Raw genomic sequence first — 15,223 nt, forward strand, 5'->3', positions numbered from 1 at the left:
GGCTTAAACCCATTCGCCGTCTTCAGGAATAAGCACGTTGTAGGATTTCCCTGATGCGGCGAGTGCTTCGCGAAGCTTCGCACGCGTGACATGACAATGGTTAATGGCATCCATGTGAACGGCGACAACTTGCGTATACGGTGCGTGCTCGCACACGGCGAGGACATCAACTTCGTTCATCGTAATCGGATCACCTGTAACGAACTGCGCGCCTCCGGCGTTAACAACCGTTACGTCAGGGTGATAGGCATCCAGAGCTTGAACGACATCATCGCACCAGATCGTGTCGCCAGCGATATATAGCGTTGGTTCGTTCGCTGCTTGCAGGACAAAACCAGATACTTGGCCCATCCATTGGCCAATTTCCCCCGTTCCGTGTTGACCGTTCGTATGGTGAATCGTGATGTCATTGCAGGTCAACGTTGTATCGATCGGCGTGACGTCCGTGAAACCGAGCGATTGAATTTGATCTTCATTACCGGGTTGGCACACAACCGGCGTTGACTTCGGTAGGTGCGTAACCGCCGCTGTATCGAAATGATCTTGGTGAAGATGCGTGACGAGCATCAGATCAGGATTCTGCCACGTCACAGCTTCTGCTGGCAGCGGAACGAGTGGATTGCGTCGATCATTATTGGAATTTATAATCGGCGGATTTGCACCCGCATCGCTAAACATTGGATCCACGAGTATCTTAACACCTGCATATTCAAGCCATAATGTTGCGTTTCTTATCAATTGTATTTTCATCCTGACATCCTCCTTTACTTCCTGATACAATGATACACAGGATCATGAACCACATAAATAATCGGATGAAAGGAAACGTCGATTCTTACTTTCATCATGTAAGAATTTATACGTTGCATAGAGGTGTTCAGCAAATGAATGATGGAACCATTGATTCCGTAGATTTGGATATACTCCAATTATTGATCGAAGATGCGAACCGATCTCACAAAGAAATTGGTCAAATCGTCCACCTAACGGGGCAAGCGGTCGGTGCTCGTGTGCGCAAGCTGCAAGACATCGGCATTATCGAAGGGTATACGGTAAGGTGGAATCGGGATAAGCTCGGGCAATCTGTCCAAGCGCTCATCACGATTTTCCTGACTTCCCATCATGCACATCAGCAATTCCGCTCCTTCGTCGCCAGCAGCGATGAAGTGATTGAAGCCTATAGCGTCAGCGGCGAAGGCTGCTATTGGATGCGGGTTCGTGTTGCATCGCCCTCGGCGTTGAACGATTTTCTCGAGCGGCTCCTGCGGTTCGCGAATTATAAGGTCAACCTCACGATTGATCAGCTCAAATAAGAAGGACCGTCCGGATCAAACTCGACCGGACGGTCCTTTTTGGGCGTGAAAACCACATGAGTGGACAAAAATCAGATAAATGACGTAAGCAAGCTGATCCAAAATCGCGTCACTGATCAGAGAAAATAAAGTATTAGACTGAAAATTATCAAGACCTAAACTTAAGAAAATCAATTAAAATAAAGGGTTCTACATATTATGCATGACTAATATGTGGAACCCTTTATTTTAAACTATCGTCTCCCTTTAGTTGAGTAACGGCATTTTAATTTTCAAATTGACGTTACTCAACTATTTGTTAAAAAACAGCGGCGATATAACTCTCTTCTATAACTCTCTTCTACGTTCTTCGCGCAGCTGGGCATAAATTTGAGTAGTCGACGCTTTTTCATGTTCTAACATGCTTTCAACTTTTCGAGCTAGTTTTAATGCCCCTTGATCGATATATTTCATATAATAATGCGACAAAATAAATAAGGGCACCATGGAAACCATAAACGTAATTGCATAGGCAAGATTATAACTAAAGTGATGAATCACTTTACTAAACAGGAACGCGGAGAACGTATTTAGGAAAGTGAAATGAATGAGGTAAAGGGAAAATGAAATCTGTCCTAAATAAACAAAAGGTTTCCCTTCAAATACATGCTGCAGCACTTTTGAACGAATCAGAGCAAACAAAATCATAGCAGAACCTAGGGTTCGTGCAAGAAGTCGTGGGTCAATGTCAAATTGAATCCATTCATTGATATTTTTTGTCCACACTTCTATAGGTTCGTACATAGTCCCCATTAATGAAGTATAAGGCGCCGAACCTAAGTAAATCCCCATTAAAAGTACAAGTACTACCGTTATTTTGCTTTGTATCCATTTGTGCTTGAGCAAATCGGCAAGCAGCATTCCCCACAAAAAAGCGACAAAATAGGTTTGAATAAAAGCAATGGATAAGACCACATACACAATCCATCTTTTTTTTACTCGTCCAAATAAAGCAAGAAAACCGAATATCAAAAAAGAACCTAATAGCTCATAGCTCATTGTCCAAAGGACTGGATTGTAAGGATGTGCTTCAAAACGGAAAAACGGATCAAAAATAGCAGCCTTTATAACAGTATATATATTTGTATCTAAAGCGTAATAGTTCTTTTTCATATCCGTCCATGTTGTTCCCCATATATCTTGGAGATAAAAGGCATTCGTAATAATTGCTAGATACACAAGCAATACGGATACCGCTGCCGGCACGGCAAGCCGAATGTACCTTCGTAGGGCGCTGGAATGCAACAATTTTAGAAAGGTGTCACTATCGAGCTCTTTTTCAAACATTTTGACACTGAGCACATAACCACTTAGCACAAAAAACAAACAAACGGCAAATTGTCCATTATAAAATAAATTAATCGGAGAATATCCGTACCAGATATCCCATTCAAAATGAGCTTGTTGCGGTCTTCCAGTTAACGCAGCTGGATAAAATACTTGTATGTAGTGCGAAATAACCACGGCAAATGCCGCGAGGCCCCTAATGCCATCCAAATAGAATAGCTTTTTTTCAAATGTCTCTTTATTCATTTTTTCCTCTTCTTCCATTAATAAGGATATTATAACATGCGATGCTGCGCGATTAAATAGGGCTTGCTGAACGATTCTTTACCGAAAATTCAAAGCTAAGCGCCGACGTGACAGCATCGTGAAAATAAGGAAAAAAAGAACGCGGAGCCTGCGCTCCAGGTTCATCACCAGAAGTTGCAGCATAATCACCGTTTCGCTTGTTTGGGCAAGGCGTGCTCGAATACAGCCATATTGATTTAATGCGATTTCTTGGTCGTGAAATCGTTAGCCTATGAAAAATAAGTATTAGACTAGATATCTAGGGGAAGGTGTCCGTACCGCAAACCGACAATGTTCTAAGAAAATATAGTTGTAGACTACCACAATAGGTGCGCTCGTTGCGGAGGATTTTTTGTATTCAGATAGCGACTTCTTTAGTGTAACAGACGGTGTGCACAAGACCCGGGGAAGGTTCAGAGGATTTCTGTAACGGGTTTATACAGCCGTCAGTCTACAACTTTATTTTCGCAGTCTAACACTTTATTTTTTATTAATTAAACTATTTGAAAAAAAGATGACCGCATAACCTCAAAACGCAGAGTTGAAACCAACAATTCTGCGTTTTTTTGCTGGTAGATTACCTACTTTTGCGTGGAAAATACAGGTAAATCATTATAGAGACATAGGGGGAATTAGCAAAAATAAAGCTCGTTCCAGACCTTCAGGGCGAAGAACTTCAAAACAAGCGATTCACTGAGCGTGAACTTGTTGACAAGGATCTCGTCGAAGAATGTAAGAGTCTCGTTTTACAAGAGAAATTTTATGAGAAAGTGAAATTAGATCTTATTATACAGGGAAATAATGTAATTAAATGCCGTATTACTGGTTATTTGGTAGGATATTACTTGTCATTTCATGCATGTATGATATTAGTGTATTCAAAAAATTATTTTGAGAGGAAGTTAAGAGAATATTTTTGAAGATTATTGGTGCTAGTGCATTATCTATTTCACTTATTACTGGAGTTGCTAGTGCTGTTTCGGCAAATGGCTATACAGCATCCAACGAAGGAAATGAGGTCATTGGAATTACTCCTATGGCAATCCAACCCAGTACACTAAATTGGGATTTATCAAAAAATACTACTGTAGACCCAAGTACTTCATGGACAGTACAGATTGGATATCCACATATTAACATGTATGTAAAAAATACAGGGGCAAAATCTTTTAGAGTTGAAGTAAAGCATAATACTAAGGGTACAATTATCTTTAATAAAACCATTGATGCAGATGGAGTAGGAGTAAATTTCATAAATAATGATAGTAATCCACTTGTTCCTTCAGGTACTTACACAGTGACTATTTACGGTGGATCAGGTGTGCCAAAAGGATCAGTTGTACTTAAAGCTTCTGACACTCCTTGGTAAGCGTTATAATCTTGCAATGGGGCTGTCCCAAAAGTCATAAATAATGACTGAGGGCCAGCCCCTTTCTAATTTTTGTAAAACAAAAAGAAACCTTTCCTTGGTAAAATGGAGGTACCACCCAACCACAGCGGATTTTATCCCAATTGTGACGTGGCGTCACCCATAGTTACGCCACACTCCACAGTGCCTTACGTTACTCTGGCTTCTGGCGGGAACGGCCATGTATTCCTCGATCGCATTTAGCATGCTTCGCCTGCAGCTGCGGACCACACGCAGCATCTTGTATCTCAGTCGCATGCACCGGCAATGGGTGGCGCGATCGAATCGACGATCGCACTTAGCATACTTGTCCTTCAGTTGCGAATAGCACACATTTCGTATCCGTAAGTATTCCGCACTCACAGATGCCAACAACGGATAGAACTACCTGGATCCTCGATCGCACATAGAATACTGCTCTTTCAGTTGCGGATCCACAGACATTTCGGATCCAGATGTATTCCTCACTCATATGCGCCGGCAACGGGTGGCGTGGCCATAGTCCTCGATCGCACTTAGCATGCTGCTCCTGCAGCTGCGAAGCACACACTCCACGGTACCTTCGCAACGTATTTAAACGAATTGAGTTGAACGAAGCGGCCCAGCTTGCGAATGATGCAAGCCGGGCTTTTTGGCGTTAGACCGCAGCGTCGATTCTTCACACCATCTTCACGCCCCGTTTGGTAGGATATGGGTAGATTGACACGAAGGGGGAATTTTATAAGAGAGTGAATCGAAGCCACGCATGGATCACGCACCGTTAAGTAAGCGCTGCCTATTTTACTATTGGGAGGTAATAAGTTTGAAAAGGAATAAAAAGAGCACGACTAGGTTGCTTGTATTCCTCATGTTAGTATCTTTGCTTGGCGGTTGCACCAGCGATAACGAAAATGCGAAGAAAACGGAACCGGAAATAGAGAAGAGCGATTCGGCAGACACGGTCAAACAAACCGATAACGAAGTAGTTGAGATCACAGTTTTATACCCGCACCCGGAAGAAAACTTCAAATCCCGATTCGGAACAATTAGTGAGAAGCTGAAAAATATTAAGCTGGTGCAGCTGCAAAAAGGAAACAATCTGGAGTCGCTTCAGGAACTGAACGCCCAGAAGATCGTACCTGACTTGATTTGGGGCGACGGCGACGCAATCGAAGCGACCAAGGAGCTCGATATGATCGAGCCGTTAGACGAGTTGGTCAAAGCCAACAATTTCGATTTATCAACAATCGAGCCTTCGATCATCGCTTCTTACCGCGCCATGAACCCGAATGGCAGTCTGATCGGAATGCCTACTTTCAGCGACAACTTCACACTGTATTACAATAAAGACGTATTCGATAAATTCGGTATTCCATACCCGAAGGAAAATTTGACTTGGGACGATATTGTCGACCTGTCCAAGAAGCTGACAGGCGAACGTGACGGCATGCAGTACCACGGTTTTGAGTTTGGTGCTTATGGCGAAGCACTTGTACCGCTCAAGCAATTTTCCGTTAACTTAACAGATCCGGATACCGGAGAAGTCCTCATCGACAAATCGCCGGAAGTTACTAAATATTTGGAACTGATGAAGCGCATATACAGCATCCCCGGTTTGTACAACAAAGAAAGCTACCAGTTTCCGAAAGGAAATGTCGGCATGATCGTCACGTGGCCGCAATACTTGATGTGGGGGATCGGCGACGCGGACATTGTTAAAAATGTCGATGCTGTGCCGCTGCCATCTTGGCCGGAGCTTCCGAACGTTTCACCGACTTCGTATTCACATCCGATCATTCTGAACAAATATAGCAAAAACAAGGACGCGGCGTTTAAGGTCATGGCCGAGTTCGTATCTGTTGAAAACCAGTCCAGAATCACAAGAAAAGGCGTCGACCCTTCGGTGCTCAATGCCCAAGAAGTCAGGGACCAATATGCCGTTGATCAAGAACTGTTTAAAGGCAAAAATATTAAAGCATTTTTTGCATCAAAACCAGCTCTTCCGCCTTCAAAAATAAGCCGATATGACAAATACGTCAATATTAACGAGAGTTTGGCCAAATTCGCTGAGTCCGACATGAACATTCCGGAATTTTTACGAAAACTGAAAGAAGAGTCGGGGGCCAAAATCAAAGACGCAATATCCAAACAAAAGTAAAGCGAATACTTATCAGATTGAACAAGCATAAACGACTTCGTCGTCCTCTATAGGACAATAAGCATTTAAGCGAGAAATATAAGAACAGTTTATTCGTGAAACTTATAAATTTTTATATTTTAAGAAAAAACGGCTGCCTTCAGGTATATAACCGGAAGCAGCCGTTTCTCATGATCATGATTGTGTGTAAAAAAAAGGATTGCCGCTAATATGGCGGCGCCATTCTTCATTCTTTATCGAACGATCATCTTGATTATGTTCCAGGCCTTCTATCATTTCTTCAGCAAACTCTACATGCGCAGAACCATCGTAATAAACTGGAAACTTCTGATCTCGTGCCGACATCATTCCACTCCTCAAACTATTGTTCTTAAACAGAAGATATGCATCGTTATTTGCCGCAATTCATCCCATTCCATTTAGAAACGTTTTGCAGCCTCCTTGGCTTTAGCGATCGCTTTTTCTTTAATGGATTGCGCTTGATCCGGCATAGCCCCCATCCCTTCGACAAAGATCCCTTCGAACGACGGAACGCCGTGGAATTGCATGATCTTTTGCAGGTAGCTATGTCCGCTTTCCATGGCTGCTGCCGGCCCTTCCGAGTAAATCCCGCCGCTCGCCTGGATATGAAAAGCCTTCTTGTTCGGCAGCAATCCGACGGGGCCATTCTCGGTATATTTGAACGTTTTGCCTGCGACGCAGATCGCATCGATATACGCTTTAAGAATCGGAGGGAACGAGAAGTTCCACATCGGCGTAACATACACGTACTTATCCGCTGCCACGTATTGATCGACGATCTCGTTCAGACGGGCTACCTTGGAACGCTCATTCTCTGACAGTTGATCAAAGGAAGACCCTCCCTGGAGCTTCCCCCACCCGCTAAAAATATCTGCATCAATATGCGGGATATTTAATTTGTACAAATCCAAATGAATGACTTCATCTTTCGGATTCGCTTCACGATAAGCTTCAATAAATTCTTTGCCCACAGCCATGCTGTACGATACTTGATGATCGTTCGGATGCGCAGTGATGTAGAGGACGGTTGCCATGATCCCGAATAACTTCCCTTCTGTCTATAATTTAACGAAAATGGATTCACCAGCATATACGATGTCCGCAATGATCAATTTCTATCCTCGTGTAACCTATGCTTTCTAATATTTGCATAAAAAGCCGCCCTTAATCCTTCATTCAGGATCAGAGGGCGGCTGATTAGAATCATGCCAAATTTATTCGTAGTTCACACCAACACGTACCGGCTTCACGCCGATTGTGACGATCTCGCATGGACCCAGCGGCAGCGTTACACCTTCCGTCGCCTCGCTTGCGAAAGGCTCTGCAGACTGCTCCAAGATCGTCGTCTTGTAGAGCTGCTTGGTCTGAATCGTTGCGTTCAGCGCCATGTCAACAGGCTGTGCGCTCATATTGTACCAACGCAGCATCATGTCGCCAGTCTCCGGATTCATCTTCAAGGAAGAGAAGGCCGCAGCCTTCGATTCCCAACGGAACGGCGTACATACCGCGCTTATGCGGCCCGCATGAACGCCCGTCTGACATGCCGTCCAAGGCACTTGGAACTGGTAGGCTTCCGCATAAGCACCGGATTCAATACCGTCGCCGTCATGCGGGATGACTTCCATGCGTACTGTATGCTCGCCGATGCACTGTGCTTCTGGCGTCGGGAAGTAACCCCAATCGCCGAGCTCGCCGACACTGCGCAGCAAGGTGACTGCAATCGTATTGCGTCCATCGCGGAGCACTTCATATTCATTCAAACCGAAGTTCGCAATCGTCAATCCCGCATCTTCTTCGCTCACGTCGACGAAGGCTTGCTGATGCTGAGTATTGCTCGGATTCGTCCACTCCGGTGCAGGCTCGATCGAGCGCTTCACGATTTCGAACATCGAATCCACGTCATGCGTGCTCGCTGTGACATCCGTCGGGAACAACGCACGCAGACGATGATCTTGCGCCTGATTGTTATACGATGTCTCGATCTGTACACCACGACCATTACGATCAAGCGTCAATACCGTACGAACCATGAACGGTACCATCTTCTTCGAGCGCTGCGCTTTACGTACAGACCAGCCGACCAACTCGCGCTGTTCTGTATCTAGCAAATCCTCAGCCGATGCTGGGATTTCCCATGCATGGACAATCTCGAACGAAGCGCGATACGCCGAATCCTCAAGCACGCGAACTTGTGCAGGAAGTCCCTTCGTCGTTAGCGCTTGCTCACCTTCCGGCTGCTTGTACATATATTCGTTCCCGATATCGCCTGTACTTTCATAAATACCAAGATCCGTGTACACACGTCCCGTACGCTTGTCCGTCAGCGTATAGGAGCCATCTTCAGCAATCTCCACTTGCAGCAGATGATTCGCCATGCTGCGTTCGCTCGTGACCAGAGAGCTCAACTGCGATGCCACTTCACTACGTAATACCCAAGCATATGTGTGCAATCCAAGCGCAGGAATTCCCTCCGCTTGGAACGTAAGACGAACCTTGCGCGTTAGGAATGGCTGACGGAATTTATCGTTCGGCAAATCATAACCGAACACCACACCCAAATCCTCCACCGTACAAGGAATCGCGTTCCCTTCCGTATCCACGAGCACCCGTCCCGCGAGGCTTACTGCCTTCATGCGCTCCGTCATTTCTCTCGCTCGAATCCCTTCACGCTCATAGATTTTCGCGACTTCCAGCTCAACCGACACAACCCCTGTACGGCTCCAGCCTGTCGTATTGAAGACAACCAGCGGTAATGGATCTTCACCATAGGCTTCAAACCCTGTCGTGTCCACCACATCCGCAATCGTACGCACGCTTGTATCCACAATCGATTCCGCGACATGACGGCTCTTATCAAAGCGTATCACCATCTCGCGGTGCACTTCATCCACGCTGCAGCCGCAAATGCTATCATGCGGATGGTTCTGCATCAGCGTCTTCCATGCATACGTGAGCAGATCATGCGGGTAAGGACGGCCGAGCAGGTCTGCGAATGTCGCGAGCGGCTCTGCTACCTTTTCCAATAGCATCTGTCCCGTCTGGTTCATCTGCTTCAAATAGACGCGCGCCGACGCCGTATTCACGAGCGTGCCCCATCCATCCGTACGTTGACTGCGAAGCTCGCCGCGAACCGAAGATAACTCCCGTTCCATCGCACCTTCGACGGCCGCCAGATAATCGATGAAGTTCGAATGAATGAACTCCGTATCCGGATATAGGTCCTTCGCGACGCAAATCGCTTCCGGTACGTCCAACTGGATTGGCTGATGATCGCAGCCGTTCATGAAGAGTAATTCCCGCGTTGATGCGTATTTCTCTGCATCCGCAAGCTTGCGATCCCAGAATTTTTTCGCTTCTTCTTTATCTGTCGGAACCTCATTCCCGTTCGAATACCAATTCGCGAACAGAATGCCGAGCACCTTCGAGCCGTCTGGGCCTTCCCACATGAGCTCGGAGAACGAGGACTCATAGCCCCCGTCTGATACCGTGTTATTAAAACCGGTCGGCTTCACACCGCGTCCGAAGAATGCGTTCGTAATGCCCGATTGCCGCATCAATTGCGGCGTCTGTCCAACAAGGCCGAACGTATCTGGGAAATAGCCGATTTTCGCCGGTTCGCCGAATCGCTTCGAATCCTCATGGCCGACCTGCATATTGCGCACGTTCGCTTCGCCGCTCGTCAGGAACGCATCCTGAAGAATGTACCAAGGGCCGATCATAATTCGGCCTTCTTGGATAAATTTCGTCAGACGCTCACGCTGACCGGGACGAACCTGCAAATAATCTTCGAGAATAATCGTCTGCCCGTCGAAGCAAAAGCTCTTGAAATCCGGATCCTGATCCAGCTTGTCCAGCAAAGCATCAACCAATTCCACAAGGCGTACATGATGCTTCTCATAAGGGAGGTACCATTCCCGATCCCAGTGGGTATGCGAAATAATATGTGCTGTTCTACGTTGTTCCATCGCTTAGTCTCTTCCCTTCACTGCAATGTTCACTTCTTGTGGACGATAAGTGGATACGAGCTGTCCTCCTTGATCCGTTGCGAATAGAATCGAGCGCTCTGCTGGTAACGTGAATTGATACGTCATACCTGATACCGGATCTTTGATCTCAACTGGCGCATCCCAAGCATATTCCGATACGAAAATATACAAGTTCCCGTTCTTGAACGCCAGCTTCTGACCATACACGCCCGGCAAATCGCTGCCTGTGAGCCATTCCATGACAGGACTCACACCTGCTTGGCCTGCTGCATAACGATACAACGCTTCGATTGCTTCATCCCGTTCATTCAGTTCAACCGCCAGCGGACTCCAGAGAATCCGGCCTTGGCCAATCGACACTTCAACGATGGCATCCCCACCCGTCGCTTGTTGTACCGAAGGCACTTCCTTCGCGAGCTGTGCAATGCGGCGCTGTCCGAAGGATACCCGGTAGCGTTTGTCACCTATCAACAGCATCTCTTCACGACGAACATTGCCAATCGTCCGCTCACCGAACTGCTCGTTCAAGCGGTTCGATGGCTGCCAATAAGCACCGATGCCTACAGGACCCGTAATCAACAAAGTCGCACCAGTCTCCTTGACGATCTCCACGAGCTGTTCCATGGCTTGATCATCCACATTGTGTGCACTCGGCAGCACGATGAGCTTCGCCGGGTTTACGCGCAAATCTTCTAAATGATATTCCGAAACCCCACGGAACGGCCATTTCAGACTATAGTTCATGACACGCGTAATCCGCGTCGTCGCGTCGAATGCCAGCTTCCGATTCGAGAAATCATTCGAATACGGGAAAATTACGGCGATGTCCTCAAGCGCACGATCTTCGAACAAATCGCGGTTCTCGTTCATGAATTGACCGAAATCATAGGATACATCCGCTTCCGGCTTCTCCGTACCATCGGCTCGCAGTGCGCCGATATGCGATTCATTCGCGTTATCCATATAGAAGTTCGTGTTCCAGATCCATTGAATGGCACCTGCACCGCCCGTGGAGAAGGCATACGCATATTTGCGCTCCAAGATGCTCCGCAGTTCAAGCTCTGAACGCTTCGCCCGACCATCCGGTGTCTCGACATACATGATTCCTGTCTCTTGAATCACATTCGGCTTATTCGCCGTCTTCGCGAAGATCCCATCCCAGACCAATTGATCATTCAACCACCAGGAATGGACGGTCGTATAATCGACGGCTTCTTCATAGAAGAATGGCGACGGACGCTGCGCACCGAGCGCTTCATCCTGGCCTACCGTGACAAGATGATTCGGAACAATGTCCTTAATGGTATCGTACAACGCCTTTGCCCAACGATTATGCATCTCCATCGAGAACAAGCAGTAATCCAGCCAAAGCGTTCCTTTCTTGCCTTGGTGCATATTCTGAACGTCGAAGTTGATCTCTTCCTCTTCCGGCGGTAACACCACATCGAAGCTTGGCAGCTGTGCCGGCGACATATTCCAACGCTCTTGCAAGAGCTCGATCGATCCATGGCGTTCCTTCAGCCACGTCCGATACGCCTCACGCTCATAAGGATCATGTGCGGAACGAGGACCTGACGAGAAAATTTTCTCCGGTGCGAACATCGACGGTTCATTGATCAAGTCCCAATCCACATTCGAAGTATCCCGGTGACGGCTAACAATGGAGCGAATGAAGCGCTTCTGTGCTTCGACGCTTTGCGGATCCAAGTACGGATTTACGCCTTCCCATGTCTCTGGTGTGAACGAGAAGAAGGTGAAGGTAAGCTGAAGATCATGACGCTTCGCCGTCAAGATGAACGCATCGATGGCACGCAGTACTTCTTCGGACGCGTGACCATCCACTTGCATAATGTTCCGATATGCCGTCCATACGCCCGTACGAATCCAATTGATGCCGGCTTTCTTCATCTGTGCCATATCGCGATCCCAGACGTCCACATTCGGCAGGAACAAGAATTTACGCGCCACATCCGATGTCATATAAGTCATCCCAACCACAGGAAGCGGACGTCCATCTTTTACGAAATAATCCCGATTGGCGGAGATAGGCTCACCCTCGCGAAGCAATGCCGCATCATGGCCCCAGAATCCTTGACGAAGCACACGTACTTCACCGCTAGCCGATGTCGCTTCACAACGAAGCTGATAGAAGCCGCTGCGAATCTCTACTGGCACAGGGATGCGCACGAACTGAAGCTCACTTCCAGCTTCCGCTTCAACGCGATGCGTCCAGCAAGCTGTCTCTTCATCATGCCGTGTTAAGGTAAGATCAAATGTCCAAGACTCCACAGCAGCCGAAGTACCTGCGATCATGCGCTGCAAGCACTGAGTCTGAAGCATGAGCATTGGACGTTCACCCGCTTCATAATTGGCATAATTCGGTTTAATTGAAATTTCCGTCAGACCTCTGCCACAGAACGCTGCCAGCTTCGCAATCACTGCCGCACCGCCTTGCGACCAGAATGAAGAACTAAGCGGCATATGGATGAAGATCCAGCGCGATCCCACGAATGTCCCACGCGAGTTCTCCCATAATACAACCGGTGCGCTAAGCTCCCGATCATCCGCACTCTTCCCGATTAATAATGGGGTGATTTGTGTGCTCATCGTACCCGCCGAACCCATCTGGAGCGGCAAATCCGCGTTCTTCGTCGTATGCGGAACGAGATTCCATGTATCAGCAATATCGAATAGCCCTACTTGATCGGCAAGCAGCGGATATGCCTCAGATGCCTCCATACGCGCTACTTTCGCAGCATCAACCTTGAGCGCTTCATGAATATACAATTCCTGATGGTAACCTGTTTGCTCCGCTTCCACGATCCATTCGCCGTTCTCATGACGAACCGGACGTTTGAACGGCGCACCTCCGACGCTTAGAAGTCCGCCGCCATTTCTCAAATACTGAATGATCCCGTTCCATGCGGATTTCGGGAAATACGGCGCATGCATATTCACGAAGCAGCCGCCTTCTACGCCTTCCAATGCGGAAGCAAGCCCCTCGGCTCCTACCACGGTACCGAATCTAGCTAACTCCTCTACTTCAATGCCTTCTGCATGAATGATAGGAAATGATGGATCATAGAAAATAATAGCCTTTGTACTCATAGCAATCCCTCTTTCATAGATTTATACGACATCGGTGTCCATAAAATACGGGCTTCCAATCCCCTGTGCTGCCTGACTTTCAACGTATTAAGGATTCTTTTCACTCGGCGCTAAACGCCGTATTATTTCTGAAAACGATTGGATCCTCATTCAAGCGCTTTCAAACCAACTAAAAAATTCTATCTATCGGAAGACCCGTTCGGTCAATTCTTTATCTATTAATGACGCAACCACAGTGGACATATTTCCCGAATATTGTAACGGAAGGCGTGGACCATCGCAATTCTAAAATTACGACACAAGCATGAGATAGGCGGTGCGATATGTCGTGATTTTAAAGACTCATAGAGATCCTTACATCAACTCGGACTCTGATCGGAGTCCACCTGCACTTTTCCCCATATACTCTTTAATACGTTTGTAGAACGAATCCAGCACGGGGAACCCTACTTCTGTCGCAATTTCATATATTCATTTATCCGTATTTAGCACGAGGAAATTCGCACGCTCGAGCACGTACTTGAATACTTACCCCAAATAGGTTGGATTCATAACTGGTATTGTCGATGGAGCCTAGTGACATAATAATCAGCATCGTCGCTAATCTTTCGATCGATGACTGCCTGATAGTAATCCCTCCTTATCAGAAATTGCGAGACGCAGCAAAACTTACAATACGATAGAATACGACCCCCGTGGCCCTATAATCTCTCGCCATCTTGAGGGGGTGTGGTGTTCTTGCATTGACACAGTGATCAACGGTTCCGTATAATTTTCATGAAACCAATAGGTTTCGAATATACATTTTTGGAGGTTTATAACCCATGACGAATCACCCCGGGACTATGCCCGATATTGTAAAAGAAATTGAATTTAACGCGCCCATCCAGAAGGTATGGGATGCCGTATCAACAGCGGAAGGCATTGCCACTTGGTTCATGCCGAATGATTTCGAGCCAGTGCTTGGACACAAATTCACGATCACGTCCGCCTATGCGGTATCGCCTTGCGAGGTGCTCGAGCTTGATCCCCCGAACAAGCTGGTGTTCAGCTGGGGAGAAGATTGGATCATTACGTTCGAGCTGACAGCGATGGAGGATCGAACTGCGTTTACATTGATCCATGGCGGCTGGGTGGACAAAGTGGCACCAGATACGGGGATTCCTTATTCGGTTGCTCGCGAGCGCATGAACGGCGGATGGGACTCAGGCGTCCTGCCAAGACTCAAAGCGTATGTTGAGGGATTGGCATGACAGCTGCTCCAAAATATGACGTGTTCCAAGCGATTGCTGATCCGACGCGGCGAAAGCTCCTGCATTTGCTCGCAGAGCAAGAGCTTCCTGTAAATGTGATTAGCAGCAATTTCCCGATGAGCCGGACCGCGGTATCGAAGCATCTGCATGTCCTTGAGAGTGCGGGGCTCGTCACGGAGCGCAAGATCGGCCGCGAGACAAGGTACAGTCTTCAAGCTGCACCACTACGAGAGCTGAAGGATTGGGTCGCGTACTACGAGCAATTCTGGGATAACAAGCTCGCCTTGTTGAAGCATTTGGTGGAGGCGGCAGATGGGGGTACAAACGCAGATCCGAGTCAATCGAGTATGTCGGGTCCGCTCAAGCCGCTCTAAGGCTTGCCTTCA

12 protein-coding genes are annotated in these 15,223 nt (G+C 47.2%); 5 read left to right on the top strand and 7 right to left on the bottom strand.

Going from position 1 to position 15,223, the window contains the following annotated elements; genetic code table 11:
• Positions 1–3: 3 nt before the first annotated feature.
• A complete protein-coding gene (locus tag AC3WU2_RS19915) occupies positions 4–750 on the bottom strand; it encodes an MBL fold metallo-hydrolase (protein WP_492456813.1) in 747 nt (248 codons plus the stop codon).
• Positions 751–884: 134 nt separating this feature from the next.
• On the opposite strand from AC3WU2_RS19915, the gene AC3WU2_RS19920 reads away from it, so the two are divergent.
• Entirely contained in the window at positions 885–1,313 is a 429-nt protein-coding gene (locus tag AC3WU2_RS19920) for an Lrp/AsnC family transcriptional regulator (protein ID WP_492456814.1), read from the top strand.
• A gap of 327 nt (positions 1,314–1,640) precedes the next feature.
• On the opposite strand, the gene AC3WU2_RS19925 is transcribed toward AC3WU2_RS19920, so the two are convergent.
• Positions 1,641–2,885 carry an acyltransferase family protein gene (locus AC3WU2_RS19925; RefSeq protein WP_492456815.1) on the bottom strand — a complete coding sequence of 415 codons (1,245 nt, stop codon included), beginning with the start codon at positions 2,883–2,885 and terminating at the stop codon, positions 1,641–1,643.
• A gap of 955 nt (positions 2,886–3,840) precedes the next feature.
• Here AC3WU2_RS19925 and AC3WU2_RS19930 point away from each other — a divergent pair.
• Positions 3,841–4,293 (top strand): hypothetical protein, encoded by a 453-nt coding sequence (locus tag AC3WU2_RS19930; RefSeq protein WP_492456816.1) that lies wholly within the window; start codon positions 3,841–3,843, stop codon positions 4,291–4,293.
• Positions 4,294–4,847: 554 nt separating this feature from the next.
• Here the strand turns inward: AC3WU2_RS19930 and AC3WU2_RS19935 are convergent.
• Positions 4,848–4,994, bottom strand: coding sequence for a hypothetical protein (locus AC3WU2_RS19935; RefSeq protein ID WP_492456817.1), 147 nt, complete (start codon positions 4,992–4,994; stop codon positions 4,848–4,850).
• A gap of 140 nt (positions 4,995–5,134) precedes the next feature.
• Between AC3WU2_RS19935 and AC3WU2_RS19940 the strand changes: the two genes are divergently transcribed.
• Positions 5,135–6,469 (top strand): ABC transporter substrate-binding protein, encoded by a 1,335-nt coding sequence (locus AC3WU2_RS19940; protein WP_492456818.1) that lies wholly within the window; start codon positions 5,135–5,137, stop codon positions 6,467–6,469.
• 174 nt (positions 6,470–6,643) lie between these two features.
• On the opposite strand, the gene AC3WU2_RS19945 is transcribed toward AC3WU2_RS19940, so the two are convergent.
• The 4 genes from AC3WU2_RS19945 to AC3WU2_RS19960 form a co-directional block, all read right to left on the bottom strand.
• Entirely contained in the window at positions 6,644–6,817 is a 174-nt protein-coding gene (locus AC3WU2_RS19945; RefSeq protein ID WP_492456819.1) for a hypothetical protein, read from the bottom strand.
• 71 nt (positions 6,818–6,888) lie between these two features.
• Positions 6,889–7,524, bottom strand: coding sequence for an FMN-dependent NADH-azoreductase (locus tag AC3WU2_RS19950; protein ID WP_492456820.1), 636 nt, complete (start codon positions 7,522–7,524; stop codon positions 6,889–6,891).
• Positions 7,525–7,704: 180 nt separating this feature from the next.
• Positions 7,705–10,455, bottom strand: coding sequence for an alpha-mannosidase (locus tag AC3WU2_RS19955; RefSeq protein WP_492456821.1), 2,751 nt, complete (start codon positions 10,453–10,455; stop codon positions 7,705–7,707).
• A gap of 3 nt (positions 10,456–10,458) precedes the next feature.
• The gene (locus AC3WU2_RS19960; protein WP_492456822.1) at positions 10,459–13,584 is read right to left on the bottom strand and encodes a beta-galactosidase; all 3,126 of its coding nucleotides are present in this window, start codon (positions 13,582–13,584) and stop codon (positions 10,459–10,461) included.
• 824 nt (positions 13,585–14,408) lie between these two features.
• Here AC3WU2_RS19960 and AC3WU2_RS19965 point away from each other — a divergent pair.
• Entirely contained in the window at positions 14,409–14,837 is a 429-nt protein-coding gene (locus AC3WU2_RS19965) for an SRPBCC family protein (protein ID WP_492456823.1), read from the top strand.
• Positions 14,834–15,211: an ArsR/SmtB family transcription factor gene (locus AC3WU2_RS19970; RefSeq protein WP_379351333.1), complete on the top strand. Its 378-nt coding sequence runs from the start codon at positions 14,834–14,836 to the stop codon at positions 15,209–15,211. The genes AC3WU2_RS19965 and AC3WU2_RS19970 overlap by 4 nt, the downstream gene beginning before the upstream one ends.
• The last annotated feature ends 12 nt before the right edge of the window (positions 15,212–15,223 follow it).

Source organism: Paenibacillus sp. EB106-05-06-XG162, assembly GCF_058791655.1.

Bases quoted from the DNA above. Each gene is read 5' to 3' on its own strand.
- AC3WU2_RS19920 (WP_492456814.1), top strand. From the start codon at position 885: ATGAATGATGGAACCATTGATTCCGTAGATTTGGATATACTCCAATTA.
- AC3WU2_RS19960 (WP_492456822.1), bottom strand. From the start codon at position 13,584: ATGAGTACAAAGGCTATTATTTTCTATGATCCATCATTTCCTATCATT.
- AC3WU2_RS19950 (WP_492456820.1), bottom strand. From the start codon at position 7,524: ATGGCAACCGTCCTCTACATCACTGCGCATCCGAACGATCATCAAGTA.
- AC3WU2_RS19965 (WP_492456823.1), top strand. From the start codon at position 14,409: ATGACGAATCACCCCGGGACTATGCCCGATATTGTAAAAGAAATTGAA.
- AC3WU2_RS19970 (WP_379351333.1), top strand. From the start codon at position 14,834: ATGACAGCTGCTCCAAAATATGACGTGTTCCAAGCGATTGCTGATCCG.
- AC3WU2_RS19945 (WP_492456819.1), bottom strand. From the start codon at position 6,817: ATGATGTCGGCACGAGATCAGAAGTTTCCAGTTTATTACGATGGTTCT.
- AC3WU2_RS19915 (WP_492456813.1), bottom strand. From the start codon at position 750: ATGAAAATACAATTGATAAGAAACGCAACATTATGGCTTGAATATGCA.
- AC3WU2_RS19955 (WP_492456821.1), bottom strand. From the start codon at position 10,455: ATGGAACAACGTAGAACAGCACATATTATTTCGCATACCCACTGGGAT.
- AC3WU2_RS19925 (WP_492456815.1), bottom strand. From the start codon at position 2,885: ATGAATAAAGAGACATTTGAAAAAAAGCTATTCTATTTGGATGGCATT.